Annotated in this window: 21 protein-coding genes; 9 read left to right on the top strand and 12 right to left on the bottom strand. The window is 65.7% G+C overall.

What is annotated here, in order from left to right:
- Positions 1–20: 20 nt before the first annotated feature.
- From BLU38_RS12700 to BLU38_RS12685, 4 genes are all read right to left on the bottom strand, one after another.
- Positions 21–809 (bottom strand): carbohydrate ABC transporter permease, encoded by a 789-nt coding sequence (locus tag BLU38_RS12700; RefSeq protein ID WP_091525288.1) that lies wholly within the window; start codon positions 807–809, stop codon positions 21–23.
- Entirely contained in the window at positions 802–1,632 is an 831-nt protein-coding gene (locus tag BLU38_RS12695; RefSeq protein ID WP_197680101.1) for a carbohydrate ABC transporter permease, read from the bottom strand. Before BLU38_RS12695 ends, BLU38_RS12700 begins: the two co-directional genes overlap by 8 nt.
- A gap of 108 nt (positions 1,633–1,740) precedes the next feature.
- Positions 1,741–3,132, bottom strand: coding sequence for an ABC transporter substrate-binding protein (locus tag BLU38_RS12690; protein ID WP_091525285.1), 1,392 nt, complete (start codon positions 3,130–3,132; stop codon positions 1,741–1,743).
- 181 nt (positions 3,133–3,313) lie between these two features.
- Positions 3,314–4,540: an ROK family transcriptional regulator gene (locus BLU38_RS12685; RefSeq protein WP_091525283.1), complete on the bottom strand. Its 1,227-nt coding sequence runs from the start codon at positions 4,538–4,540 to the stop codon at positions 3,314–3,316.
- A 74-nt stretch (positions 4,541–4,614) separates the two neighbouring features.
- Between BLU38_RS12685 and BLU38_RS12680 the strand changes: the two genes are divergently transcribed.
- Positions 4,615–5,649: a Gfo/Idh/MocA family protein gene (locus tag BLU38_RS12680; RefSeq protein ID WP_091525281.1), complete on the top strand. Its 1,035-nt coding sequence runs from the start codon at positions 4,615–4,617 to the stop codon at positions 5,647–5,649.
- On the top strand, positions 5,649–5,774 hold the full coding sequence (locus tag BLU38_RS32050; protein WP_269458175.1) for a hypothetical protein: 126 nt from the start codon (positions 5,649–5,651) through the stop codon (positions 5,772–5,774). The genes BLU38_RS12680 and BLU38_RS32050 overlap by 1 nt, the downstream gene beginning before the upstream one ends.
- Positions 5,775–5,802: 28 nt before the next feature.
- Here the strand turns inward: BLU38_RS32050 and BLU38_RS12675 are convergent, their stop codons facing one another.
- The 4 genes from BLU38_RS12675 to BLU38_RS12660 form a co-directional block, all read right to left on the bottom strand.
- The gene (locus BLU38_RS12675; RefSeq protein ID WP_091525279.1) at positions 5,803–6,579 is read right to left on the bottom strand and encodes an SDR family NAD(P)-dependent oxidoreductase; all 777 of its coding nucleotides are present in this window, start codon (positions 6,577–6,579) and stop codon (positions 5,803–5,805) included.
- Between the two features lie 59 nt (positions 6,580–6,638).
- Positions 6,639–8,294: an extracellular solute-binding protein gene (locus BLU38_RS12670; RefSeq protein ID WP_091525277.1), complete on the bottom strand. Its 1,656-nt coding sequence runs from the start codon at positions 8,292–8,294 to the stop codon at positions 6,639–6,641.
- Positions 8,295–8,371: 77 nt separating this feature from the next.
- Positions 8,372–10,414: a DUF4962 domain-containing protein gene (locus tag BLU38_RS12665; protein ID WP_091525275.1), complete on the bottom strand. Its 2,043-nt coding sequence runs from the start codon at positions 10,412–10,414 to the stop codon at positions 8,372–8,374.
- Positions 10,411–11,751, bottom strand: a complete 1,341-nt coding sequence (locus tag BLU38_RS12660; protein WP_231920315.1) for a heparinase II/III domain-containing protein — start codon at positions 11,749–11,751, stop codon at positions 10,411–10,413. Before BLU38_RS12660 ends, BLU38_RS12665 begins: the two co-directional genes overlap by 4 nt.
- A 534-nt stretch (positions 11,752–12,285) precedes the next feature.
- On the opposite strand from BLU38_RS12660, the gene BLU38_RS12650 reads away from it, so the two are divergent.
- Positions 12,286–13,326: a LacI family DNA-binding transcriptional regulator gene (locus tag BLU38_RS12650; protein ID WP_231920314.1), complete on the top strand. Its 1,041-nt coding sequence runs from the start codon at positions 12,286–12,288 to the stop codon at positions 13,324–13,326.
- 101 nt (positions 13,327–13,427) lie between these two features.
- Here BLU38_RS12650 and BLU38_RS12645 read toward each other — a convergent pair whose 3' ends face one another.
- Together BLU38_RS12645 and BLU38_RS12640 are read right to left on the bottom strand one after the other, a co-directional pair.
- Positions 13,428–14,732: an ABC transporter substrate-binding protein gene (locus tag BLU38_RS12645; RefSeq protein ID WP_091525267.1), complete on the bottom strand. Its 1,305-nt coding sequence runs from the start codon at positions 14,730–14,732 to the stop codon at positions 13,428–13,430.
- 47 nt (positions 14,733–14,779) lie between these two features.
- Positions 14,780–15,628: a phytanoyl-CoA dioxygenase family protein gene (locus BLU38_RS12640; protein ID WP_091525265.1), complete on the bottom strand. Its 849-nt coding sequence runs from the start codon at positions 15,626–15,628 to the stop codon at positions 14,780–14,782.
- A gap of 246 nt (positions 15,629–15,874) precedes the next feature.
- Between BLU38_RS12640 and BLU38_RS12635 the strand changes: the two genes are divergently transcribed.
- Together BLU38_RS12635 and BLU38_RS32360 are read left to right on the top strand one after the other, a co-directional pair.
- Positions 15,875–16,711 carry an IclR family transcriptional regulator gene (locus tag BLU38_RS12635; RefSeq protein ID WP_091525263.1) on the top strand — a complete coding sequence of 279 codons (837 nt, stop codon included), beginning with the start codon at positions 15,875–15,877 and terminating at the stop codon, positions 16,709–16,711.
- Positions 16,712–16,723: 12 nt separating this feature from the next.
- On the top strand, positions 16,724–17,104 hold the full coding sequence (locus BLU38_RS32360; RefSeq protein WP_197680100.1) for an ArsR/SmtB family transcription factor: 381 nt from the start codon (positions 16,724–16,726) through the stop codon (positions 17,102–17,104).
- Positions 17,105–17,140: 36 nt separating this feature from the next.
- Here BLU38_RS32360 and BLU38_RS12625 read toward each other — a convergent pair whose 3' ends face one another.
- On the bottom strand, positions 17,141–18,163 hold the full coding sequence (locus tag BLU38_RS12625; protein ID WP_091525261.1) for a fatty acid desaturase family protein: 1,023 nt from the start codon (positions 18,161–18,163) through the stop codon (positions 17,141–17,143).
- Positions 18,164–18,389: 226 nt separating this feature from the next.
- Complete coding sequence (locus BLU38_RS12620) at positions 18,390–19,724, bottom strand: MFS transporter (RefSeq protein WP_091525259.1); 1,335 nt, start codon at positions 19,722–19,724, stop codon at positions 18,390–18,392.
- Positions 19,725–19,824: 100 nt separating this feature from the next.
- Here BLU38_RS12620 and BLU38_RS12615 point away from each other — a divergent pair, with 100 nt between their 5' ends.
- From BLU38_RS12615 to BLU38_RS12600, 4 genes are all read left to right on the top strand, one after another.
- A complete protein-coding gene (locus tag BLU38_RS12615) occupies positions 19,825–20,718 on the top strand; it encodes a dihydrodipicolinate synthase family protein (RefSeq protein ID WP_091525257.1) in 894 nt (297 codons plus the stop codon).
- Between the two features lie 39 nt (positions 20,719–20,757).
- Positions 20,758–21,513: a GntR family transcriptional regulator gene (locus BLU38_RS12610; protein ID WP_091532359.1), complete on the top strand. Its 756-nt coding sequence runs from the start codon at positions 20,758–20,760 to the stop codon at positions 21,511–21,513.
- Between the two features lie 151 nt (positions 21,514–21,664).
- Complete coding sequence (locus BLU38_RS12605) at positions 21,665–22,003, top strand: hypothetical protein (protein ID WP_091525255.1); 339 nt, start codon at positions 21,665–21,667, stop codon at positions 22,001–22,003.
- Positions 21,996–22,670, top strand: a complete 675-nt coding sequence (locus tag BLU38_RS12600) for a hypothetical protein (protein WP_091525253.1) — start codon at positions 21,996–21,998, stop codon at positions 22,668–22,670. Before BLU38_RS12605 ends, BLU38_RS12600 begins: the two co-directional genes overlap by 8 nt.
- The last annotated feature ends 6 nt before the right edge of the window (positions 22,671–22,676 follow it).

Below are 22,676 nucleotides of genomic sequence, written 5' to 3'. Positions count from 1 at the left end.
AGATCGGTTCGTGGGTCGTGCTACTTGAGTGCGCCCGCGGCGAGACCGCGTTCGAAGTATTTCTGCAAGAAGATGTAGGCGATCACGATCGGTAGACCGATGACCACCGCTGCCGCCAGAACCTTCGTCTGATCGTTGTTGTACTGACCGATGAAGAAGGACGGCACCAGCGTGACGGTCTGCTGCTCCGGGCTCTGCAGGAACAGCAGTGGGAACAGGTACTCGTTCCAGGAGTTGATGAACACCAACACCCCCACGGCGGCGATGATCGGCCTGGTCAGCGGCAGCATGATGTGCCAGAAGATCTTCAGGATGTTCGCGCCGTCGACACGCGCCGCCTCCATCAGCTGATCAGGGATGCCGTCGACGAAGTTGCGCGCGAGCAGGACGGTGAACGGCACCTGCAGTGCGGCGACCGGGATGATCACCGCCCACAGCGTGTTGTACGCACCCATCCTGGTCACCGTGGCGAACAACGGTGCCAGCAGTACGACGCCGGGCAACGTCAGGCAGGCCAGCAGTGCCCAGAAGAAGATCTCCTTGCCGCGGATCCGGAGCTTCGAGAATCCGAACGATGCCGTCATGGTGCAGATCAGCACCAGCACGATCACCGAGGCGGCGATGACGGCGCTGTTGATGAAGAAGCCCGGCAGCAGGGGGAGCGAGAGCACCGTGGCGTAGTTGCCCCATCCCTGTCCAGCCAGGGATCCCTGCACCATCGCCACCAACGGGAACACGAACGGGATCACCAGGACGGTGAGCAGGATCTGCAGCAACACCCGGGTCCGGGTGCGTCGGATCTCAAACATCGGCTTCCTCCCCTCGTCGACCGGCGGTGTTGATGATGATCGCCGCCACGATCGCCAGCACCAGCAGCACGATCGAAATCGCGGCGCCGTAGCCCACCTGCGCATAGGAGACGCTGACCCGGTAGATCAGCGTGCCGAGGAACTCGGTCGCGTAGCTCGGACCGCCGCCGGTGACCAGGAACGGCACGTCGAAGGTCTTCAGGGACCCGATCGCGGTGAGGATCGCGATCGCGATCGTCGTACCCTTCACACCGGGCCAGACGATCGCCCCGATGATTCGGAGATTGCCGGCGCCGTCGATCCGCGCGGCCTCGATGGTTTCCGGTTCCACCTGACCGACCGCGGCGTAGTACAACACGAAGACCACACCGGTGGACTGCCACACGTGCACCATGATCACGATGATCAGCGCGAAGACCCGGTTGGCCATCCACGGTTGGGCCAGCCCATCGAGTCCGACCGTGTTGAGGATCGTGTTGAGCACTCCGTCGGCGGCGAAGATCTGCCGGAACACCGGCGCCACCGTCGCCGTCGCCAACACGACGGGAATGAAGATCAACACCTTGTAGAAGGTGCGCAGATACAGCTTGGAGTGCAGCAGGCAGGCGAAGACCAGGCCGAGTACGACCTGCAGCGCGAAGGTCGACACGGCGAAGATCACCGTGTGCACGATCGCTCCCCAGAAGATCGGGTCGTGCACCAGGTGGACGAAGTTCGCCGCACCGACCGGCTGCTGCAGCGGGCTGGCGCCATCCCAGTCCAGGGTGGAGATGTAGCCGGTGTAGCCGATGCAGTAGTAGAGCGTTCCGACCGAGAAGATCAACGCTGGAAGGATCCATGGCCAGCCGACCGGCGTCTTGAGTCGCCGACCGGTCGACAAGCCGTTCGTTCGGACGATCGGATGGACCGCCTCCGTACGGCTCCGCAACACCTAGCGGCCCTCACCAGAGTCTGCGGCTGCCTGGATCGTGTCGGCGACCTGCTGCGGGGTCTTCGTGCTGTTCACCATGGCCTGGGCCGCATCGGTGATCGCCTGGCCGACTTCGGCCGACATGCCGATGTTCCGCGGCGCAGTGGACTCCTCGAGCAGTTTGGTCTGCGCCTTGAGCGCCGGCTGCTGCACCTTCGGGTTCACCAACTTGATCTTGTCCCACTGCGGACCGACGTCCTCTCCTTTCAGGGTGGGGAATTCGTCCAGGTTGTTCGCCACGACGTGAGCACCCTCCGGCGTGTTGCCGAGCCAGAGTGCGAAGGTGATGGCCGCATTCAAATGCTTCGACTTCGCGTTGACAGCCTGGCCGGCATCGGGGTCGGAGTAGACCGTCATCGGGATGCCGCTGCCGCTGACGTCGGGGAACGGGATCGGCATGATGGTGATCTTCTTCGTTCCCTTCGGCACGCCGGCTCCTTCCAGGGCGGCCTCCATGCTGTTGACCGTCGCATACTGCGAGTACCAGGTGCCCATCTGGACCATCGGGATCTTCCCGGACAGGAACGCGTTGTTGACATCGGGATACTGCTGCACGCCGACCGCACCCTTGTCGAGAATTCCCTCTGCCTGCAGGGTTCTGAGATTCTGAAGTCCCTTGACGAAGGCGGGGGAGTTCCACTTGCCCTTGCCGGAGAGGGCGTTCGTCCAGGCGTTCGGGTCGACGTTGTTGACCAGCGAATGCAGGGTGTCGGTGCCGAAGTTGGACGTCGAGGCGAAGCCCTCCTGGAAGCAACCGTGACCCTTCGAGCGGAACGTTGCGCACAGGGTCTTCCACTCCGCCAGGTTCTTCGGTGGCTTCAGACCGTACTTGTCGAACATGTCCTGGTTGATCCACATCATGCCGGCGCCGACCTTGGCCCACTCCGCTGCGACGAGGCGACCCTTGACGGTGAACGCGTCGGCGCCGGGCGCGAACACCTTGGAGCGCCAGTCGTCGCCGAGCAACTTCTTGATGTGCGGTGTGAGGTCCTCGGCGTACGCGGCGAACGCCTGCGCCGAATGCGATCCGCTGGCGTTGACAGTGAACACGTCCGGGCCGTCGTCCGAGGCGAGTGCCGGTCGGAGGACCGCGGACAGTTGATCACTGTTGATCTTCTTGTACGTCACCTTGATGTCCGGATAGACCTTGTTGAAGGCCGCGATCTCACGCTCGGCAAGATCATTGTCCGGGGTCCAACTCCACCAGTTGAGGGTGCCCTGGGTGGCCGACCCGCCGTCCTTGGTGCTGCTGTCGGTCGACGGGCTGCATCCGGCGAAGGTCATCGCGGTCACCGCAAGGACGGTGGCGCCGGCGAGCACGGCTCGGGTGCGCTTGAGGCGAGGAAACATCATGGTTCTCCCTTGTGAGGCGAGGCCGGCGTGTGGAGACGACACGGGCCCCGCGTTCCGACGCTGGAACTGACGGCACAGTAAGCGAGATCCACTAGACTTAGCAATAGATAGTCAAGAAAGTTAGTTCAGATGAGATCACCCGAGCCCTGAGCCTGTTGAAGGGTGGTGTAGCGGGTTGGCGCTACTGCGAGTTGAGTTGAGGAGTGAGGTGACGATGCAGGACCAGTGCGGCTGCTCCGAGTGCCGCGATGTCGGCGCTCGCCTCACGCAGCTGCACCTCGATCGGATGGATGGAGCTCATGTACGTCGTCCGGATGCGGGTGCGGACGGCTTCGACGTAGACGTCGGCACCGACGGAAAGTCCTGGACCGGCGAGGATGATGCGGTCCAGGTCGATGGTGTTCACCAGGCTGACCAGGGCAGTGGCGAGGAATCCCGCAGCCTCCTCGATCGCGTCCCGGACCACCGGCTCACCCGCTTGCGCCAGCGCCGCGACCTTCGCGTAGGTCACCGCGGGGGAGTCATCGCTGCGCAGCTCCCACTCGTCCTTCTTGTCGGGCGAGGTCAGCACGGCCCGGGCGATCGCCTCCGGTGTTCCCACGGTGTCCAGGCAGCCGACGGAGCCGCACCAACAGGGTCGGGCGGACGGGTCGACGAAGCTGTGGCCGATCTCGCCGAAGTGGCCGGATCGGCCGCGGTAGGCATCGCCGTTGATGATCATGCCGACGCCGACGCCGTCGGCCAGGTAGACCAGGGCGAAGTCGCGATCATCCGGCACTCGTCCGGACCAGAATTCCCCGAGCGCAGCGCAGTTGGCGTCGTTCTCCTGCAGGACATCCAGGCCGGTGAGCTCCTGCAGTCTGTCGGCGACGAAAGGTTGCCCCCACCAGGCTTCGGACGGTGCAGATCCCGGGGCAGGATCCTCGATGCGCCGGCCCGAGACCGCAACCCCGAGGCCGATCACGGCGTCCTTGGCGACGCCGTTGCTCTCCAGGAGTTGGTGCACCGCGTCGGCGACCGCGTTCAGCACGGTGTCGGTGTCGTCATGACCGGCACCCGGCAGCTCGACAGAGGCGACTTGGCTGCCGTCGATGCCACACAACGTGGCAACGATGCGGAAATGATCAAGGATGACGCCGACGGCCCAGCGCCCCGAGTTCACCAGCCGGAGCAGGATCGGCCGTTTGCCGCCGGTCGACTCGGCGTAGCCCGACTCCACGATGATCTCTTCGGCCAACAGCGCCTTCACGGCCTTGGAGACCGTCGCTTCGGTGAGCGCGGATTGGCGCGCCAGGTCTCGACGCGAGATCTCTCCACTGGAACGGATCAGATCGAGAATCGCTCCCCGGGTCTCGGCAAAGGACCGTCCCCGCCGGCTACGTGGCACCGTCGACACAGATTCCCTCATCCCCTACCTCGTGCTCTTGAGCTGTGCGAGCACGATAACGCCCGGAACCCATTCACCAGCACAGGAGTCGATCAATGCCCGAGTCACCGATCATCCCTGCACCGCGTCCGCGACAGCCCGCACCAGCACTGAAATGGGGCATTCTCGGCCCCGGCGGCATCGCCGGCCGCTTCGTCGATGCACTGCACCGGCAGAGCGATCAGCAGGTCGTCGCCGTCGGGTCACGAGCGCTCGCGAGGGCACAGGAATTCGCTGCCAGGCATGACATTCCGCAACCCGTCGGCTCACCGGCCGAACTGGTCGGACTCGACGAAGTCGACGTCGTCTACATCGCCACACCGCACGACAGTCATCGGGCCATGGCCGAACTCGCCCTCAACGCCGGAAAGCACATCGTGGTGGAGAAGCCCTTCATGATGACCGAGGACGATGCCCGATCCGTCTTCGAGCTCGCGCGGCACAATGGGCTGTTCGCGATGGAGGCGATGTGGACCCGGTACCTCCCGCAGGCCGACGTCCTGGCCCAGATCCTCGAGGCCGAGCTGATCGGCGAGGTGACCTACGTTGCCGCCGACTTCGGATTCGTCGCGAACTACGACCCGAAGCACCGGCTCTTCAACCCCGACCTCGGCGGCGGCGCGCTGCTCGACGCGGGCGTCTACCCGGTCTCGTTCATCTCCTCGGTGCTCGGTGCGCCACGGGCGGTGCATGCTGTCGGATCACTGGCTGCGACCGGAGTCGATGATCATGCCCAGCTCTCGCTGAGCTACGAACGCGCGCTCGCCTGTGCTGTCACCTCGCTGCGCTCCGCCTTGCCGGTGACCGCGGTCATCGGTGGCACGAAGGGACGGGTGGAAGTCGACTCGCCCTACATCCGGCCGAGTGGGCTGATGCTGTCGACCAAGGCCATGTGGGGCCCGGATCCGGACGCCGTCAGATGGACCGACACGGCCTTGGCCGAACCGTACGACGCGCTGCACTATCAGGCTATCGCCGCTGCCGGCTACATCGGCGAGGGGTTGGTCGAGTCACCGATCCACACCCATCAGGAGACGACGGCTGTCGTCGGTGTGCTCGAGCAGGCTCGGCGGCAACTGGGCGCACGCTGATGCGCCGCTACCTGCTCGATGATCTGAGCCGCATGACGTACCGCGACGCCTCGTCGGCCCGGAACGTTTTCCGGGCCTTCACGATAGAGAGCCGGGTGATTGTCGGCGACAGGATCATCAGCTGATTCCGGTGGCTGGATCCGCCGACGGACATCAGTGGAACCAGGCGCCCCCGGTGATGTCGACCGTCGTACCGGTGACGAACGCTGCACCGTCCGAGCACAGCCAGGTGACAGCCGAGGCCACCTCACTGACCTGACCGGCGCGGCCCAGCGGGATGCCGGCGATCATGGTCTGCTGGGCCTCGGGCGGGGAGAAACGATCATGGAACGGGGTGTCGCCGATGAAACCGGGCGCCAGCGCGTTGACCGTGGTTCCCGAGCCAGCGATCTCCTTGGCCAGCCCCTTGGTGAAGCCGAGGACGGCGGATTTCGCGGCCGCATAGATGGTGGAGCCATTGCCGCCGCCGTTCTGCGCGGCCAGCGACGACATGGTCACGATCCGACCGTGATCGGACTTCTCCAGGTGGGGGAGGGCAGCCCGGACCGTGCGGAACGTCGCTCCGATGTTCACCTCCATCACCGACGCGTAGTGATCGTCGGTCATCGTGGCGACGGCTTCACGTCCGACCAGATGGCCGGCGTTGCACACCAGGATGTCCAACCCACCCAGGAAATCCACGGAATCGGCGATCAATCGGTCGACCTCGACGGTCCGGGTGACGTCGGCCTGCAGGATCGTGCTGCGGACACCGTGCCCGGCAACCTGCTGGCGAGTCTGTTCCGCCTTGTCCGCGGACTGTCCGTAGTGCACGACGACATCGGCACCCGCCGCAGCCAGCGCCGTGGCGATGCCCGCGCCGATGCCGTGCCCGGAGCCGGTGACGAGTGCTCGTCGACCTGCCAGCGATCCGTTCGTTCCATCGACCATGTGAATTCTTCCTTCCACGTCGGGTGCGGCCCTTCGACAGGCTCAAGGGCCTTTGGGTGTCAGCCCTTCTTCTGCAGCTGGTCCAGGTATTCCTTCCGGATGGTGTCGCCGCCGCCGGAGCGCCAGCTGTCCAGCAGGCCGTCCAACTCGGTCAGCGGCTTGCGGCCCTGGATGATCTGGTTGACGCCGTCGTCGAGGTTCCCCGAGATCGTGTCGCCCTTGGACGCGAAGGTGTCGGAGAACAGCCCGAGCGTCGGATCCTGGATCCCGGTCGGGATCTCCTTGCTCTGATAGGCGTGCTGCAGCTTGACGTCCTGCGGCCGTCCGGGCTCATAGATCACCGACGGCGCGTCGGCCAGATACTTCGCCGGGACGACGGTGTTGGTCAGGCCGGTGGAGGTCAGCACCGGGTCGCCATCGGCGGTGAGCTTGTGATCAACACCCTCCTGACCGTAGATCCGGTACAGGTATTCCTCGGTGCCGAAGGGTGCTGCCAGCCAGTCCAACACCCGCAGGATCAACTTCGTCTTGTCCTTGCTGTCCTGCTTCTTCAGTCCGGTGAACGCGGTGTGGAAGATGCCCGGACCCTCGTGCCAGTGCGCGAGCGCGGTGCCGTCCCGGTTGTAGCTCTCCATCAGACCGAGCTTGAAGCCGGGAACCGTCTTGCCCTCGGCGGTGAACTGGGTCCAGGTCACGTAGCCGTCGTTGGCGTTGATGCAGCAGGTGCCGCCCATGAACAGCGCGGCCTTGTTCTGCGAGTCGTCGAAGGCATTCGGGTGGATGACGCCGCTCTTCCACATCGTCGCCAGATCGCTGACCGTGCGCCGGTATTCGTCGGTCTCGACCTGGTTGGTCAGCTTGCCGTCGGCGTAGCGCCAGCCGTTCGGCTCGTTGTTCATCATCCCCAGCAGATTGCGCGGTTGCTGGACCAGGCTGAACGCCCACCGCCGCTTCTTGGCATCGGTCAGCGCCTTCGTCGTCTCGACCAGCTCGTCGTAGCCCTTGGGGCTGCTCGACACCCCGGCCGCGTCGAACAGGTCCTGCCGGATGAAGTTGTAGTTCATGATCGTCGCGCGCGGGATCGGGATGCCGTAGATGTGGCCGTTGTAGATCGTGTGTTGCCACGCGACCGTCGGGACGTTGGCCAGGTTGGGGTAGTCCTTGATCGCGTCCCCGGCAAGGAACTCGTCGAGTGGCGTGAACAGCTTGTCCAGCATCTGCGGGAAGTTCGCCTGGACCTCGAGCAGCATGGTGTCCGGCAGATCCGACCCGGCGATCACCGTGGCGAGCTTCTTCTCGTAGTCGGTGCTGCCGACCATCTGCATCTGAAGATCAACACCGAGACGTTCGTTCAGCCCTGCCCAGTAGCTGTTGCTCTTCGGCCCCGGTGGCACGGCGTAGTAGATCGGCGCCATCCCGGTGATGGTCTCCTTGCCGGTGCCCGGCTTGTCGGCGACCGCGTTGGGTGGATCCTTCGGGTAGCTGAAGAAGCCGGGCATCACGCCGGTCTCGGTGCCGGCGAGGTCGGGTTTCGCACCGGTGTACTCGGTGTAGGTCGGCAGCTTGGTCGACGCGTTCTTGGTGGCGGTGTTGGCCTGGTCGGTCGACTTCGGGCTGCAGCCCACCGTGGTCGCGACACCTCCGACAAGGGCGGCCGACCCGGCTCCGGCAAGTAACGATCTCCGACTGAGCCGGGGATCCGAACTGATGGACATAGCTCCTCCTTGAGCTGATCAGGAATGCGCGTAGCTGGTCACGTCTCGCTGCTGGTGGACGGCCGCGGCGGTGGTGATCACTGCTCGACCACTCCGGTGTACGGACTGTCCCACCGGACGGGTGGTCCCTCCGGCCGTTCGATCTCGGTGGCGGCGACGACCGCCAGTCGCCCGCCGGAGAAGATCACCGCCCTCGCCCGACCTCGGACGTTGCGACCATCTATGAGACCCTTCCGACCGACGGTGATCCACTCGGCTCCGAAGTCGTAGCTGTCACCGTCCACCTCACGGAGCGCGGCCGGTGCGGGGTTCAGCGCGGAGGTGGTCTCCAGCACCGTACGGAAGGTCGCCTCGGTGACCGGTTCGGTCTGCCACGCGGTCGTCTGCAGGGTCCGGGTGATCAGCAGGCTCGGCGTCGACCCGGTCGGATTCGCCTGCACCTCGGTGGGTTCGAAGGTACGGTCCGTCGGAGTCCCCGGCAGCCGGATCACCCGGGCCATACCGGGTCCGCTCCGCAGGATGACCGACCGTTCGTGCGGGATCGGGAACGTCCCCGGATCCGGCGGCAACTCCTCGGCGGGCCAGTCACCATGCAGCAGCCACCGCCAACGGCGCGGTTGATCGGCGCGGCAGTCGTCCAGCACGAGAACGCGTCCCTGCGGGGTGGCGATCAGCGTACGGTCCAGCCGGGTGACTCCCAGTGCCGGGTCGAACATCATCGCCGTCCGCGAGGTCGCGTGCAGAAATCCCTGTTCTGCCAGCACATCGACCAGCTCCGGGCGGGCATCGTAAGGGAGGTCGCGGTAGGCGTTCTTGCCGCCCTCGCCGTGCCAGCCCTGTCCGTCAACCAAGATCAGATTGTGCTGCGCCGCGCGTTTGTTGTTGGCGTAGCCGTCGTCGACCACCAGCAGTGCGCCGTGCCCGGCCAGCAGGAACGCGCCGGCGTCGGGATGATGGTGCCCGGCGTTGAGCGTCTCCAGGTCCTGCTGCCGGCGGAACCGTTCCGCGGCATCCCAGGCGGTGTGCCCGCCACCGGGAGCCGAAGTGAAGCTGACGACCGTCGCGTCCGGATCGGTCCACGACGTCCGGGAGACGACCTGACCAAGATCAGGAAAGTGGGCGGTGACCGGATCGTCGTCGGGCGGCGTCGGTGTCACGCTCGGGTCATACCAGAGCAGCTCCAGGTACGCCTCCGGCTTCACGCCCGGCTTGATGCCCGACTCGTACGCTTCACGCCAGAACAGCTTGTCGGCAACGAGATCGGCGAGCCAGGCGGCCCGACCGTCCCGGTAGGCGGCGGCCAGCCGGTAGTACAGCGCGACACTGTGACCGCTGCGCCGATCATGGCAGTCACCGATGCCGAAGCTCTCCCCGAAACCGGGCAGGCTCTGCTGCAGCCGCCAACCGATCGTGTTGGCCAGGAAGTCGCAGTGCTGCCACAGATCCTCGCCGGTCGTCCGCTGCACAAGATCGAGATAGATCGCCAACCACGGCACGCCGTAGCGCCAGTAGGCGACACCCTCATAGTCGGAGCCGTCCGCGGCGAGCAGTGGCAGCACGGTGTCGAAGTTCGTCCGGGCACGTTCGGCCCACTCGTCGCGACCGAGCACCTGTGCAGCGGTCGCGAGTCCCGCGTAACAGATCCAGTTGTGATTCTGCCAGTAGTTGGTCGACCAGCCGTGGCCCTCGGTCTCGGCGGCGTAGTCGTAGAGCCGCTTCCCCTGCAGCTCCAACTTCGCTCGGAGCCGGTCACGCCGCGCATCATCAAGATCATCACCCAGCCAGTCGTAGGCCAAACTCAGACCGTGCAGCAGCCAGCCGGCGTCAAGATCATGATCGGGCAGCTTCGCCTTGCCCCAATGCGGATAGCCGATACAGGTCGAGATCCAACGCCATGCCTCCTCCCGGTAGTGCGGCTGGCCGGTCAGTCGATAGGCCAGCGCGAGATTGGCTGCGGCCGGGCCGAAGTAGGTGATGCTGGCGGTCGGGTGCTCGGTTGGCGGGACCTGTTCGCGATAGCTGTTGCACTGCTCGTACAGCCGCTGCCACTGCCGGGCCCGGGTGCTGCCGAGTTCGGTTCGCAGTTGCTCGAGGTGGCCGGAGTCACCGATCAAGATCATCGCGTGACCTCGTTCGCGGCTCGGTCGCCCTCGAGTGGCGGGGCGACCCGGTAGTGGGAAGTGAAGGTGATCTCCCGGCAGTCCTCGGCGATCCAGTCGATCTGCGGTACCTCCCGTTGCGGGTCGTCCGCCGGGCCAGGTCCGGGCCGAACAATCGGTTGCGCCGGTCCGGTCGCCTGGTGGGAACCCATCAGCACCTCCGCATCGGACGAACCGTGCCAGACGGTGCTGAAACCGTCGGCGGTGACGAGGGTGTCGACCGGGCCCACCGGGCGTAGCTGCAGGGCGACTCTGCGCGGCCGGTCGCAGCGTACGGTCACCTCGTCGTCGAGCCCTTCGACGGTGTGCCGCAGGGTCCGCGTGATCCGCACGCCAGGGTAGGCGGTGTCACAGCCGACGGTGACGGAGTCGTCATCGCGGCCCAACAGACTGCCGGTGCAGGCGGACTGGTCGGTGTCGTCGATGATCACGGTCGGGTGGGCCGCCGTGCTGGCGTAGTGCCTGCGCCAGAAGCGATTCCCGTACGGCACCTGCCCGGGATCGGCCTGCCAGCTGGTGGTGCGGCCGTAGAGGCTGAGGGACAACTTGTCGAAGTGTCCGTGCGACCCACCATGCGGTCCGAACGCGAGGATCGCGTGCAGGCCAGGACGGGACAGGATCGCATAGCCACCGTCGGGTTGGACGGTGATCGTCGCCGGGGCACCCACTGTTGCGCGGTCGGTCTCGTCGAGGTCGAGTTCGGCCAGCTCCTGGTCGTAGCCGTCGCGGCGATACGGACCGTCGTGCAGGGCGGGGAGTTCACCACCCGGCGACCGCAGCTCCCGCAGGACCTGGTGCATGGCTCGCAACCGTTCGGCAACCTCGGGCGGCGGAACGGCACCGGGAACGTTCGCGATCGCGATCAGGCATGCACGCAGCACGAACGAGTGGTAGTAGGTGCTCGCCTCCCATTGCCAACCGTCGGAGAGGGTGGCGGCCAACAGGTGCGGATAGATCCCGTGATCGCCGCTGAGCCACTGCTCGTCGCGACTGCAGACGGCACCGGCTGCGTCCAGCCAGGCCAGGTAGTTCGACGTCGAGCGATCTTGGTCCAGCAGCGTTGCCCGGCTGGCCACGGCAGCGCGGGTCAACTCGGCGAGCAGCTCGGTCACGGCCGTCGGCAACGTGACGCGATGATCATGAAGCGTCCAGGCGGCCTGTCCGATGTTGACCGCCCAGATCGCCTCGGTGAGGGCTTGGTGGAAGAGTCGGCCGGCCAGCATCCAGCCCTGGGCGCCGTCATGATCACCGGGCAGGCTCAGGTAGCGATCGGCGCAGCAGGTCAGAAAGTCCAGCACTCGGCGTCCCGACTCGCCCTGTGGGTCAACGGTCGCGAGCCGGCGAGCTTGTCGCGCGCGTGCCTGGTGAGCCAGCGTCGTCCAGGCTCCGCGGACGGCCGTCGTGTCGAGGCGGCAACCGTGTGGACACCGTGCGCCACCGTCGGGAAACTCGCCGATCAGCATGTTGTCGTGCAGGAGTTCGGTGCCGTGCGCGGGGCAGACGAAGTCGTGCCACCAACCACCACGTCCGGCCGGTGGGATCAAGACCTGCCCGGAGGCCGCGCTGTGCGGAGGCCGTGACTGGCGGATGCCGTGTGGCAAGGCTGTTGCTCCGATCGTGCGATGGCCGCGCCGATGTCGGTGATCACGTGTGGAGGCGTCGTTGTGCGACTCCGTCGCCGCTGAGTTGGTGCATCGGTTTACCGAGCCTAGAGCGAGACCTTCCGAGATGTCAACGATCGTCGTCCAGGCTGAAATGCGCCGTGTGACCGGGAAGTTCCGCGCGAATGTGTGCCAGACTGCGTGGTGGGTCGGTCTGCCGAGGAGGATCAATTGGGTGTAACGATCTACCAGGTGGCGCGAGCCGCTGGGGTGTCGCCGAGCACGGTCTCGAACGTGCTCAACGGTCGGGACGGGCGGATGCTGCCGGAGACCCGTTCCCGGGTCGTGCGTGCGATGCAGGACCTCGGCTACCGTCCCAACCATGCGGCCCGGCAGCTGCGCACCGGCCGGGCCAGCGCGATCGGCCTGGTCGTCCCGTCGGTGGCGAACCCGTTCTGGGGAGCGTTCGCCCAGCGGGTCGAGGCGGCTGCGCTGACCCACGGTCAACACGTGCTGCTCTGCAACAGCGAACGCGATCCCGATCGGGAACGGGCCTACGTCGACGAGCTGTGGGCCGAGGGGCTGCGGGCGATCGTGCTGTGCACGTCGCTGCCGTCCCTTGATCATCTTGCCGACAAGATCAGCGCCGGGCTGCGGCTGGTCGCCTTCGACCGGACTGCTCAGCTGGGTGATCCCGATCAGGTGATCAACATCAGCATCGACAACGTGCTCGGGACCAAGATGGCAACTCAGCATCTGCTGGACCTCGGGCATCGTCGGATCGCCTTCATCTCGGGGTCGTTGGGCAGCATCAACCGCAAGGAACGGCATCGAGGATTCGTCGAGGCGGCCGCAGCCGCGAAGCTCGGCGACGGAGCGATCACCTGGGCTGCCGACGATGACGATTTCGCCGATCTGGACGCTGCGGCACTCGGCCGGGCAGCCGTCGCGGAGTTGCTGCAACGCCCCGAGGAACTACGTCCGACCGCGGTGCTGACGATCAACGACATGACCGCGCTCGGCGTCTGTGCCGGCGCCCGTACGGCCGGACTGACACCCGGTCGGGACCTGTCGGTGATCGGCTTCGACGACATCCTGCTGGCCGAGCTGGCCTGGCCGCCGCTGACGACGATCCGGCAGCCGTTGGATGCGATGGCCACTGCTGCCGTCGACTATCTCCGGGCAGATCCCGACGGGGCGGTCACCGCCCCGTCGGTGCTGATCCGTCCCGAATTGGTGACCCGGGACTCCACCGGACCCGCAACGGCTTGAGTCGTGTGCGCCACCGCCGACCCAGGGTCGGTGCGCGGCTGGACTTCTGATCCACCGGGTGCGCGCGTCGGTCCGGGCGGATTGCGCAGCTGAAGGCGGGGTTAGGTGCTCGCCAGTGCTGCCTCGACCTGGCTACGGGCGGCGGTCAGGGCTTGCTTCGCCGTGATCTCGCCGGTGATGGCGCGCTGCAGTTGTGGCCGGTAGATCGCAACTGCCGCGGCAGTGCCCGCGGAGAAGTTGATGGGCTTGCTGTGGTCCTGGGCGTCGACGAACAGCTTGATGTTCTTCGGGTACTTCCCGGGGCTCGTCAACGACTCGGCCGCCTTCTTGTTGATCGGCACCACCAGGCCTGCCTCGGCCAGGACCTTGCCGCCCTCCGGGCTGATGATGTAGTTGAGGAAGTCCCAGGCATGATCCGGATTCTTGGCCTTCTCCGGGATCGTGTAGACGATCTGACCGCCCTCCTGGAACTGATGCTGGTTCCCGGGCACGGGGGCGATGTCCCACTCGAAGTCCTTCACGTTCTCCGCGTAGTAGGCGATCGCCGACGACGGCGCGAACAACATGCCCAGCTTGCCTCCGGCGAACAGTCGCTGTTCGGCGCCGTCGGCCTGGATGTCGCCGTAGGCCGGGGTGACCTTGTGTTTCAGGGTGAGGTCGTACACCCACTGCAGTGCCTCGACACCCGGCCCATCGGCCAGCGTGAACTTCTTGCCGTCCGCGGAGAACGTGCCGACGCCACCGTTGTTGAGACAGAAGGTGTTCTCGTACGCCGTGTCCTTGACGACCACCGCGCCCCAGGTTGTGGACCCCTTGGTCAGGGCCTTGGCAGCGCTCAGGAAGTCGTCCCACTTCCAGCCGTCATCGGTCCACGTCGTGGGAGGCAGGGGAATGCCTTCCTCCTTGAACATCGTCTTGTTGTAGATGATGCAGCGGGCCAGGGACCCGATGGACATGGCCCGTTGAGTGTCGCCGCGCTTGGTGAAGTTGAACGGTTTCTCGAAGAAGTCGGAGGTGTTGATCTTGGACTTCTGCAGATAGGGAGTCAGGTCCTGGGTCAGCTTCTTGTTGGTGACCTCGGCAACGAAATCGTCGTTCACCTCCAAGATGTCCGGTGGTTGGCCACCGGCCAGAAGAGTCCGCCACCGCGTCTGGTAATCGGCGAACGCGACACTGGCCTGCGGTTGCAAAGTGACACCCGACTTCGCCGCGAACCCCTTCGCGATCGGTCCGTAGATGACATCGGTGATCGGGTCGACCCAGGCGGCTGAGGTGATCGTGTTCTTGGTTGCGGCGACTGTCCCGGTTCCCTTGGCGCAACCGGTGGCAGCGGCCATGCCTGCCGCGATCCCGGCGGCGGCCAGAAATCGACGGCGGGACAGTGGTGATCGTGCGGTCGTCGACATTGGCGTCGGCCCCTCACCATTCTCTGAAGGTCGATTGCGTCCGTGGACTACTTCTCTGCGTGCCGTTCCTGGTCCACATCAGAGGGGCTGTGTTCGGCGAGCCAAGCCCGCAGGGGTACGTCGTCCTCGGTCGGGGTGTAGCAACCGTTGGCGCTGGTCGCATAGCCCAGGAGTTGCTTGCGGATCGGGTCGCTCTGGTCCCAGTACTCGGACAGGGTCATCTCGTCCTTCGGCTTGATCCAGCGATGTCCGTAGCCGTAGAAGAGCACCTTCCGAGTGATGTCGGACCAGTTCGGGCTGGCGGCGTGCCACAGTCTGCGGTCGAAGAGCACAGCCATGCCAGGCTTGGCCAACACCGGGACGGCACCCTCGGGTTGGCCGTCCCCGTCCGGAATCGTGACGTCCTCGTTCTTGTGGCTGCCCGGGATCACCCAGAAGTTGCCGCGGCCCGCTTCCGACACGTCGGACAGGAAGTAGGCGACCTTGACCGACAGTCGGGGGTGCGGGCCCGGCATGTCGAAATTCACCCGGCCGGAGTCCTGGTGCCAGCCGAACGTCTTCTCCGATCGGGTGGCACCCGAGGGCGGCGTCACGATCAGGTGGGAGTGATAGAGCGAGAGGTTCCAGCCGAGGATCCCCCAGATCTTGGGCAGGATCGGCTCGTAATCGACGAGGTCGAGATACAACTCGTCCTCCGGGATGAAGTTGGGCACGAACATCGCTTGGTTGTCAGGGTTCCCGGCTGCGACATGGCGCTCATGGATCCGGTCCGTCGCCTCAGTCAGGAGCTTGAGGTGGTCCGCCGCGATCGCGTCTTCGATCTGAAGGAACCCCTGGTCCTCGAAGGTCGCGCGCTCTTCTTCGCTGAGCCTGTGTTCCAGTGCTGAAACCTGCATCTGTTCGTTCCCTCCATTGGGTGATTCAGTTATGCTGAAAAGCGGTCTGTAACACTGAATGGCAGCTAAGCATCGGTGGATGGGGATGTCAATGGCGCGGTGGGCTGATGTCGAACACCTGACGCGCCGGACAGTCGCGTCGTATGCAGCCGGATCCCCAACCCTGCAAGGAGATTGATGTGATGATGGTCGCGGCCAGCCGGAGCCGGGCGCGCAATCGGTGGCTATCCGGTTACCCTTCGGGCCATGGCTAGTGCCGCAGATCCCCGGGCGGGGGACGTCCAATCGCTGCATCGGGCACTGGATCTGCTCGAGGAGATTGCTCGGCGCGGCGAGATGGGCGTCAGTGCGCTGGCTCGCGAGGTCGGGCTGAAGCCCTCGACGACACACAACTTGCTGAAGACCATGACGAAGAGGGGCTACCTCCTGGTCACCGACGGTCGTTACCGGCTTGGCCCCTCGGTGACCGCGATGACGGCACGATTCGATCCTGCCGTGGCGCTCCCGGCAATCATCCGGCCCGCCATCCAGAAGGCCAGCCGAGCAACCAAGATCAACGTCCTGGCGACGGTGCTGATCAACGATCGTCTGCAGAGCATCGGGTGGGCCGAATCGGCAAGTCTGATCTACCAGGTTGCGTCGCCACGCGAGGAGTGGGACCCCGCCGCAGTCCTCGATCCAGCCGCGGGTCGGGTCCTGGTGGCCTTCTCCGATCGCGCGAGATGGCCGGCATTCATCGATGCTGCCACCGGCGTCGAACCGGCTTGGACATCGGAAGATTGGGAGCGGCATCTGGCCGACATCGTCGATCACGGCCTGTGCGTGAAGTTCGATCCGAAGCGCTACCTCGCTCTGGGGGTGCCGGTGTGGTCCGGCGCCGGGGTGGTGATGTGCTCGCTGGCCTGCGCGCTGCCGGCCAATATGGCGAACTCCGAGCTGATGCAGTCGATCCTCGATGCGTTGTGGGCGGCGACCTCCGAGATCTCTTCACTTCTGGGTTGTCGCGATCTCCCCTATGACAAGCCGGTCCTGAGGCCCGAGCAGCTCTCGGCTGTCGACGACAGGTCGCCCGGCCGCCCATAGATACGAATCGAGATGATGATGACACCTGCTGTTGCGGACGAATCCGCGTCGTTGGCGAGGCTCGCGCGTGCGCTGTCGGATCCGGTCAGGCTTCGCATGCTGGTCGCACTCAGCGAATCGCCGGCTTACCCGTCCGATCTCGCCGACGCTCTGAAGGTCTCACCGTCCAACATGCTGGACCACTTGAGACACCTTCGTGAGTGTGGGCTGGTCGAGTCGGTCCCCGGCGGGGTCGGGAGCTTCGTCAGATTGGCCGATCTCCATCTGGTGACCGCGGTCGAGGAACTGCGCAATTCTGCGGCGTTTGCTGTGACTACACGCAATGCTCGTTCCGGTGATCGACCAGCGGGCATCGCCGACGAGAGCGTGATCCTCGCCGGCTCCTGTGGGTAACACGGGTCGGATCAGGCATGGTGGTCGAGTTGATCATCACCGGCCGGCCTCGCGCAAGTACGCAAGACATTCGCCGTACGACTCGATCGGTCCGCAGGATCGATAGGGCAGGCCGATGTCGGCGCAGTAGTCGCGGATGATCGGCGCGGCGAGCTTCAGGTGTGGCCGCGGCATGCTGGGGAACAGGTGGTGCTCGATCTGGTAGTTGAGGCCGCCGAGCATGAAGTCGACGAGCGGGCCGCCGGTGACGTCGCGGGAGGTGAGCACCTGCTTGCGGAGGTGGTCCATCCGCGATCCCTGCGGCGGCATCTCCATTCCCTTGTGATTCGGGGCAAAGGCCATCCCGAGGTTGAGCCCGTACAGTCCGCGATGGATCAGGATGAAGACGATCGCCACCGGCAGCGGCAGCACCATGATCAGGAATCCGAGATAGACCGCCCAGTGCAGCGCCAGTAGCCCGATCTCCAGGCTACGAGACTTGGCCGGTCGGGACCTGATCGATCGTAGGCCGGCCAGGTTGAGGTTCCAGCCTTCCAAGGTGAGCAGCGGGAAGAAGAACGCCGCCTGGCGCCTGGCGAACCAGCGGGCGAAGCCGGTCTTCTTGGCGGCCTGCTCCTCGCTCCAGGCGATCACGCCCTCGCCGACGTCGGGGTCCAGCCCCTCATGGTTGGGGTTGGCGTGATGCCGCAGATGCTTGTCCTGCCACCAGCCGTGCGAAATGCCGGCGAGCACGTTGGCGGCGATCAGGCCGGTCATCCTGTTGATCTTGCGGGAGTCGCTGATCTGCTGGTGTCCGGCATCGTGACCGTAGAAGCTGATCTGTGCCGACACGATCGCCGCAACCGGAGCGAGCAGCAAGACCCACCAACTGCCGGCTAGCAGGATGATGCCGACGGCGGTGGCGAGCAGCGCGACCAAGATCAAACCGCCGCGCAGCGCATAGTGTCCGACCCGCCGGCCGAGCAGCCCTTCGGCGACGATGCGATCACGCAGCGGGCCGAACTCGCTCCTGGCACGTCGACCGGATGATTCGGGAGCGGCGTGCACAGTCGTCGTCATGACTCAACAGTGCTTGCTGTCGCGCCGGCAATCACTGGGAGCAGCACCCGAACGCGTACGGGGGTTAACCGGTCCGCACGCAGCGGCAACGGCGGGACTCGGTCGGTGGGGAACGCGTTCGGTCTTCACCTGTGAGGGCTGCGCTCGGGTCGGCGTTCGCTCGCTCCCTGGTCGGCATTCGGTTTGGTTGCGAACTCTTGGTCCAGGCGACCCGATCAGCTCCTGATCAAGTTCGGATGCCGAGGGATTCCGTGCTGGACAGCGAATCAGCGCTCTCGCCACGCCGCAGGCCGAGGGCGGCCGCGCTGGACAGGACGGCGACGCCGATCACGTAGATCAACAGCGGCTGCCAGCCCGAGCCCGCGGCCAGCAAGGCCGTTCCGATCAACGGTGACAGCCCACCGCCGAGGGTGGCTCCGACCTGCTGGGTGACCGAGAGACCGGTGTAGCGGACGCCGACCGGGTACAGGTTGCTGAACAGGGCGGCCTGGGCGCCGTACATCGATCCGTGGCCGATGGCCAGGCCGAGGGTCAGGGCCAAAGCGGTGAGCGCGATGTTGCCGGTGCTGATCATCAGGAAGAACGGCACTGCCAGTACGGTCTGGAAGAGTGCGCCGGCGACATACACCCGCCGTCGGCCGATCCGATCGGACAGGGCACCGAACAGCGGCAGCGTCAGGCATTCGATCAAGCAGGCGATCAGGACTGCCACCAGGATCGGGCCCTTCGGATGCCCCAGACTCGTCGTCACGTAGGTGATCGCGACGACGTAGTAGATGTTGAACAGGCCGCTCTCGGCGATCTTGGCCAGGATCGACAACACCACCGAGCCGGGGAATTCGCCGAGCACCTGCTTGATCGGCACCTTGGTGGTGTCGCGTTGTTCGCGAGCGACGACGAATTCGGGAGTCTCGGTCAGCTTCAGCCGGATGAAGAAGCCGACGCCGATCAACACGATGCTGAGCAGGAACGGCAGCCGCCAGGCCCAGGCCAGGTAGGCGCCGTCGGGCAGGAACGTGTTGAGCAGTGTGACGATGCCGACCGGGATCAGCACGCCGGCCGGGGTGCCGATGTGCACCAACGAGGTGAAGAAGCCCTGCCGTTTGACCGGAGCATTCTCCAATGCCATCAAGACACCGCCACCGTACTCGCCGCCCATGCCGACGCCCTGGATCAGGCGAATCAGCACCAGCAGCAGCGGAGCCGCGATGCCGATGTGCTGATAGCTGGGGATCAGCCCGATCGCGAAGGTGCCGAGCCCCATCATCAGCATCGTGATCACCAAGATCGTCTTGCGGCCGAGTCGATCACCGAAGTGGCCGAACAGCACGCCACCGAGCGGCCGGGCCAGGTAGCCGACGAAGAAGGTGGCGAAGGAGTACAGGGTGCCGACCAAGGCATTGCCGGACGGGAAGAACACGGTGCCGAAGACCAGCGCCGCGGTAGTCGCGTACAGCGTGAAGTCGTAGTACTCCACGGTCGTGCCCAGCACGCTGGCCCAGATCACCCGACGCATCGGAGCGGGAGCGTGGACGGACGTGTCGGTGGCTCGATCGGACATGACGTCACCCCTTTGGGACATGGTTTGCACCTGCGCTGGTATCTAATATGATCAGATTTCAGATGTCAATCCATGTTTGCCACCTTCCCAGGAGGAACGGATGAAGGATCCGAAGTTTCACGGGATCATCTCGACCGTCGTCACGCCGTTCGATGAGAACGACGCCGTCGACCACGGACTGCTGAAGCAGGACGTCGACTACCTCGTCGAGTCGGGGATCACCGCGATCTGCGCCACCGGCAGCACCGGCGAAGGACACACCCTGTCGCTGGAGGAGAGCGTCGCCGTCGCGCGGACGGTGATCGACGCCGTGGGTGGACGGATCCCCGTCATCTCCGGGATCATCCAGAACTCCCTGGCACAGGCCAAGCGGTACGGCCTCGCCCTCAAGGACGCCGGCGTCGACGCCCTGCAGATCACTCCCGTGCACTACGTCTTCGCGCCGTCGCCGGAGGAGACCGTCGAGTACTACCGGGAACTCGGCGCCGAGATCGGGCTGCCGATCATCCTCTACAACGTGGTGCCGTGGGCCCTGGTGCCGGTCGACACCATCGAGCTGATCGGTCGCGCCGTGCCCGAGGTGGTGGCGATCAAGCAGAGCGGTGGCGACATGCACCTGCTGGGCCAGCTGCTGCACCGGACCCGGGACCGCTTCACCATCCTGGCTGCGCTGGACGATCTGCACTATCCGGCATTCCTGATGGGAGCCCACGGGGCGCTGGCCGCGATCCCGACCGTGACGCCCAAGCTCAGCGTGCAGCTGTGGGATGCCGTCCAGCAAGGCGACCTGGACACCGCCCGCGATCTCCACGAGCGGATCCTCACGGTGTGGACCGCTATCGATCGGCCGAATCTGCCGGCCACCCTGAAGGCTGCGCTCGAGTTGCAGGGACGGCCGGCCGGCTATCCGCGCAAGCCGTTCACGCCGGCAACCGATGAGGATCGGACGCGGATCGCAGCGGCGCTGCGAGCAGCCGGCGTGATCGGCGGATAAGCTCGGCTCCTGCTCAGTCGTCCTGTCGGAGAAATGATCATGACCCCCGGGAAGAGTTCCGCCAACGTGCCGTCGCCACGATCCGACGAGGTCAGCGACGGCCTGGTCGTCGACTCGATCGCCAGTCAGCTCCGGCAGATCCTCGCCCGCAGGATCGCGACCGGGATGCTCAAACCCGGCGAACGGTTGGACCGGGCAGCGATCGCCCGGGAGTTCGGCGTCTCGAGTGCCCCGGTGCGGGATGCGTTGCAGCGGCTCGAGGTCGATCAGATCATCGAGACCCGGCCGCGTTCGGGGACGTACGTGGCGACCCCGACGATCGCCGACATCCACGAGGTCTGCCAATACCGCAAGGGCATCGAGTGGGTGGCGACCGGGCTCGCTGCCCGGGTGATGCCGCGATCACTGCTGGACGAACTGCGCACCGAGGTGGTCGAGGCGCTCGCGGCCGCGGACCAGGGTGATTTCGAGCCGTTCTTCGCCAGTGACGCCCGGCTGCACGGAGAGATCGTCGCCGCCTCCGGCAATCAGCGGTTGATCCGTGCCCGCGCTGCCGTCGAACCGTACGTCTACTGGCTGCGGATCCTCGGCGCGACCGGACGGCATCGGGTGGCCGGCTCGACCCGTCGGCACCTGGAGATCCTGGACGCCATGATCACCGGCGACATCGAGGCGGCCAAGCGGGCCGCCGAAGTGCATCTGGACGAGGTCGAGGCCTGGACCGTCGAGGACATGCGGGCCTCGATGTCCGCCGGTGATCCCGATGTCGTGCCGAGCCCGTCAGTCGACGGATAGCAGCGCACCGCATCCGCGGGCGCTCGCGGCGGTCCTTGATCATCTCGCCGCGTTGCGGTGCCGACGCCGAACCCGGCGGGGCTCTGTCCCGGGTGTGCAGGCTGTGGATGAGTCGGTTCCGGGTCGGGTACGACGTGTGTAGCGTGACGGCATGGCCCCCGAATTCGAGCATCAACTACCCAACGGCGAACGCCTGATCGTTGTCGACTCCGACACTGCTGCGGAGTATCTCGCCCGCGTCCTGCAGAGCTTTGAGGACGGCAACTCCGAGCCGTTGATCGTCGCCAACGACGACAAGCCGCAGGGTGTGGTGATCCCCTTCGAGCAGTGGTTGGACTATCTCGACCTTGCCGAGGAGGCGGCCGGTGAGGAGCGGATCGCCAACATCGTACGGGATCGGATTCGGTCCAGCCGACCCGACGAGGGTGTCGACCTCGACGACTTCTTGAAGGAGATTGACGACTCGCCGAGCGGGCGCGGCGATGGCTGATCCGTATCGGGTCATCCTGCAGCATGATCTTGCGGCGCGGCTACGGGGTCTACGGAAAGGTGCGGCGGCAGATCCAGGCGGCGCCGATGCGCGTCTGCTGACCGCAGGGCTGAAAGCCGCACGGGCACTACGGGCCGGCCGCGAACGCGACTTCGCGGGCGAGCGGCTCGGCTACTCGCCCCGGCACTACGACCTTCGCGACTGCGCCGAGATCAAGGTGCCGGTCGTCCAGGACTTCACCCCGAGCGGCAAACCGATGGGACCGTCGCATCGGATGATCTACCGCGAATTCGAGCCGGCCCCGGACAGCCCACTGCCCATCCGCCAAGTGCTCGCCTTCGAACACCGAGCGAACGGTCTGCCGTTTGCCGTCGCGGCCGCCGCCCTCGATCGCACCAAGGGCCGCGGCGTCGATGCGCTGAAGGACTTGCCCGCAACACGGCCCGCGATCGGCAAGAACAAGGACCCGGATCGTCCGATCACCCCACCGCGACAGTCACTGCCGCCGGAGATCGCCGCGGCCGTGAGGACGTCGAACGCCAAGCGAACGACGGTGCAGAACCAGTTGGCGAACAGCCGAACCGCAGCCAACGGTGCGCGGCCTCCGCACCGTGACCGTGTGCGTCCAGCGCCGTCCGCAGCTCGCGGCCGGCCCCTGGGCAGATGATCTTGC

The organism is Microlunatus soli, assembly GCF_900105385.1.
In the GTDB taxonomy this organism is placed as follows: domain Bacteria; phylum Actinomycetota; class Actinomycetes; order Propionibacteriales; family Propionibacteriaceae; genus Microlunatus; species Microlunatus soli.
The sequence above is the reverse complement of the archived record's forward strand: the minus strand, read 5'-3'. Positions and strand labels throughout refer to the sequence as shown.

Coding starts and splice junctions, on each gene's coding strand:
- BLU38_RS12625 (WP_091525261.1), bottom strand. CDS start 18,163: ATGACGACGACTGTGCACGCCGCTCCCGAATCATCCGGTCGACGTGCC.
- BLU38_RS12600 (WP_091525253.1), top strand. CDS start 21,996: ATGGCTGATCCGTATCGGGTCATCCTGCAGCATGATCTTGCGGCGCGG.
- BLU38_RS12690 (WP_091525285.1), bottom strand. CDS start 3,132: ATGATGTTTCCTCGCCTCAAGCGCACCCGAGCCGTGCTCGCCGGCGCC.
- BLU38_RS12645 (WP_091525267.1), bottom strand. CDS start 14,732: ATGTCGACGACCGCACGATCACCACTGTCCCGCCGTCGATTTCTGGCC.
- BLU38_RS12610 (WP_091532359.1), top strand. CDS start 20,758: ATGACCCCCGGGAAGAGTTCCGCCAACGTGCCGTCGCCACGATCCGAC.
- BLU38_RS12700 (WP_091525288.1), bottom strand. CDS start 809: ATGTTTGAGATCCGACGCACCCGGACCCGGGTGTTGCTGCAGATCCTG.
- BLU38_RS12675 (WP_091525279.1), bottom strand. CDS start 6,579: ATGGTCGATGGAACGAACGGATCGCTGGCAGGTCGACGAGCACTCGTC.
- BLU38_RS12680 (WP_091525281.1), top strand. CDS start 4,615: ATGCCCGAGTCACCGATCATCCCTGCACCGCGTCCGCGACAGCCCGCA.
- BLU38_RS12640 (WP_091525265.1), bottom strand. CDS start 15,628: ATGCAGGTTTCAGCACTGGAACACAGGCTCAGCGAAGAAGAGCGCGCG.
- BLU38_RS12670 (WP_091525277.1), bottom strand. CDS start 8,294: ATGTCCATCAGTTCGGATCCCCGGCTCAGTCGGAGATCGTTACTTGCC.
- BLU38_RS32050 (WP_269458175.1), top strand. CDS start 5,649: ATGCGCCGCTACCTGCTCGATGATCTGAGCCGCATGACGTACCGCGAC.
- BLU38_RS32360 (WP_197680100.1), top strand. CDS start 16,724: ATGATGATGACACCTGCTGTTGCGGACGAATCCGCGTCGTTGGCGAGG.
- BLU38_RS12605 (WP_091525255.1), top strand. CDS start 21,665: ATGGCCCCCGAATTCGAGCATCAACTACCCAACGGCGAACGCCTGATC.
- BLU38_RS12635 (WP_091525263.1), top strand. CDS start 15,875: ATGGCTAGTGCCGCAGATCCCCGGGCGGGGGACGTCCAATCGCTGCAT.
- BLU38_RS12620 (WP_091525259.1), bottom strand. CDS start 19,724: ATGTCCGATCGAGCCACCGACACGTCCGTCCACGCTCCCGCTCCGATG.
- BLU38_RS12685 (WP_091525283.1), bottom strand. CDS start 4,540: ATGAGGGAATCTGTGTCGACGGTGCCACGTAGCCGGCGGGGACGGTCC.
- BLU38_RS12665 (WP_091525275.1), bottom strand. CDS start 10,414: ATGATCTTGATCGGTGACTCCGGCCACCTCGAGCAACTGCGAACCGAA.
- BLU38_RS12615 (WP_091525257.1), top strand. CDS start 19,825: ATGAAGGATCCGAAGTTTCACGGGATCATCTCGACCGTCGTCACGCCG.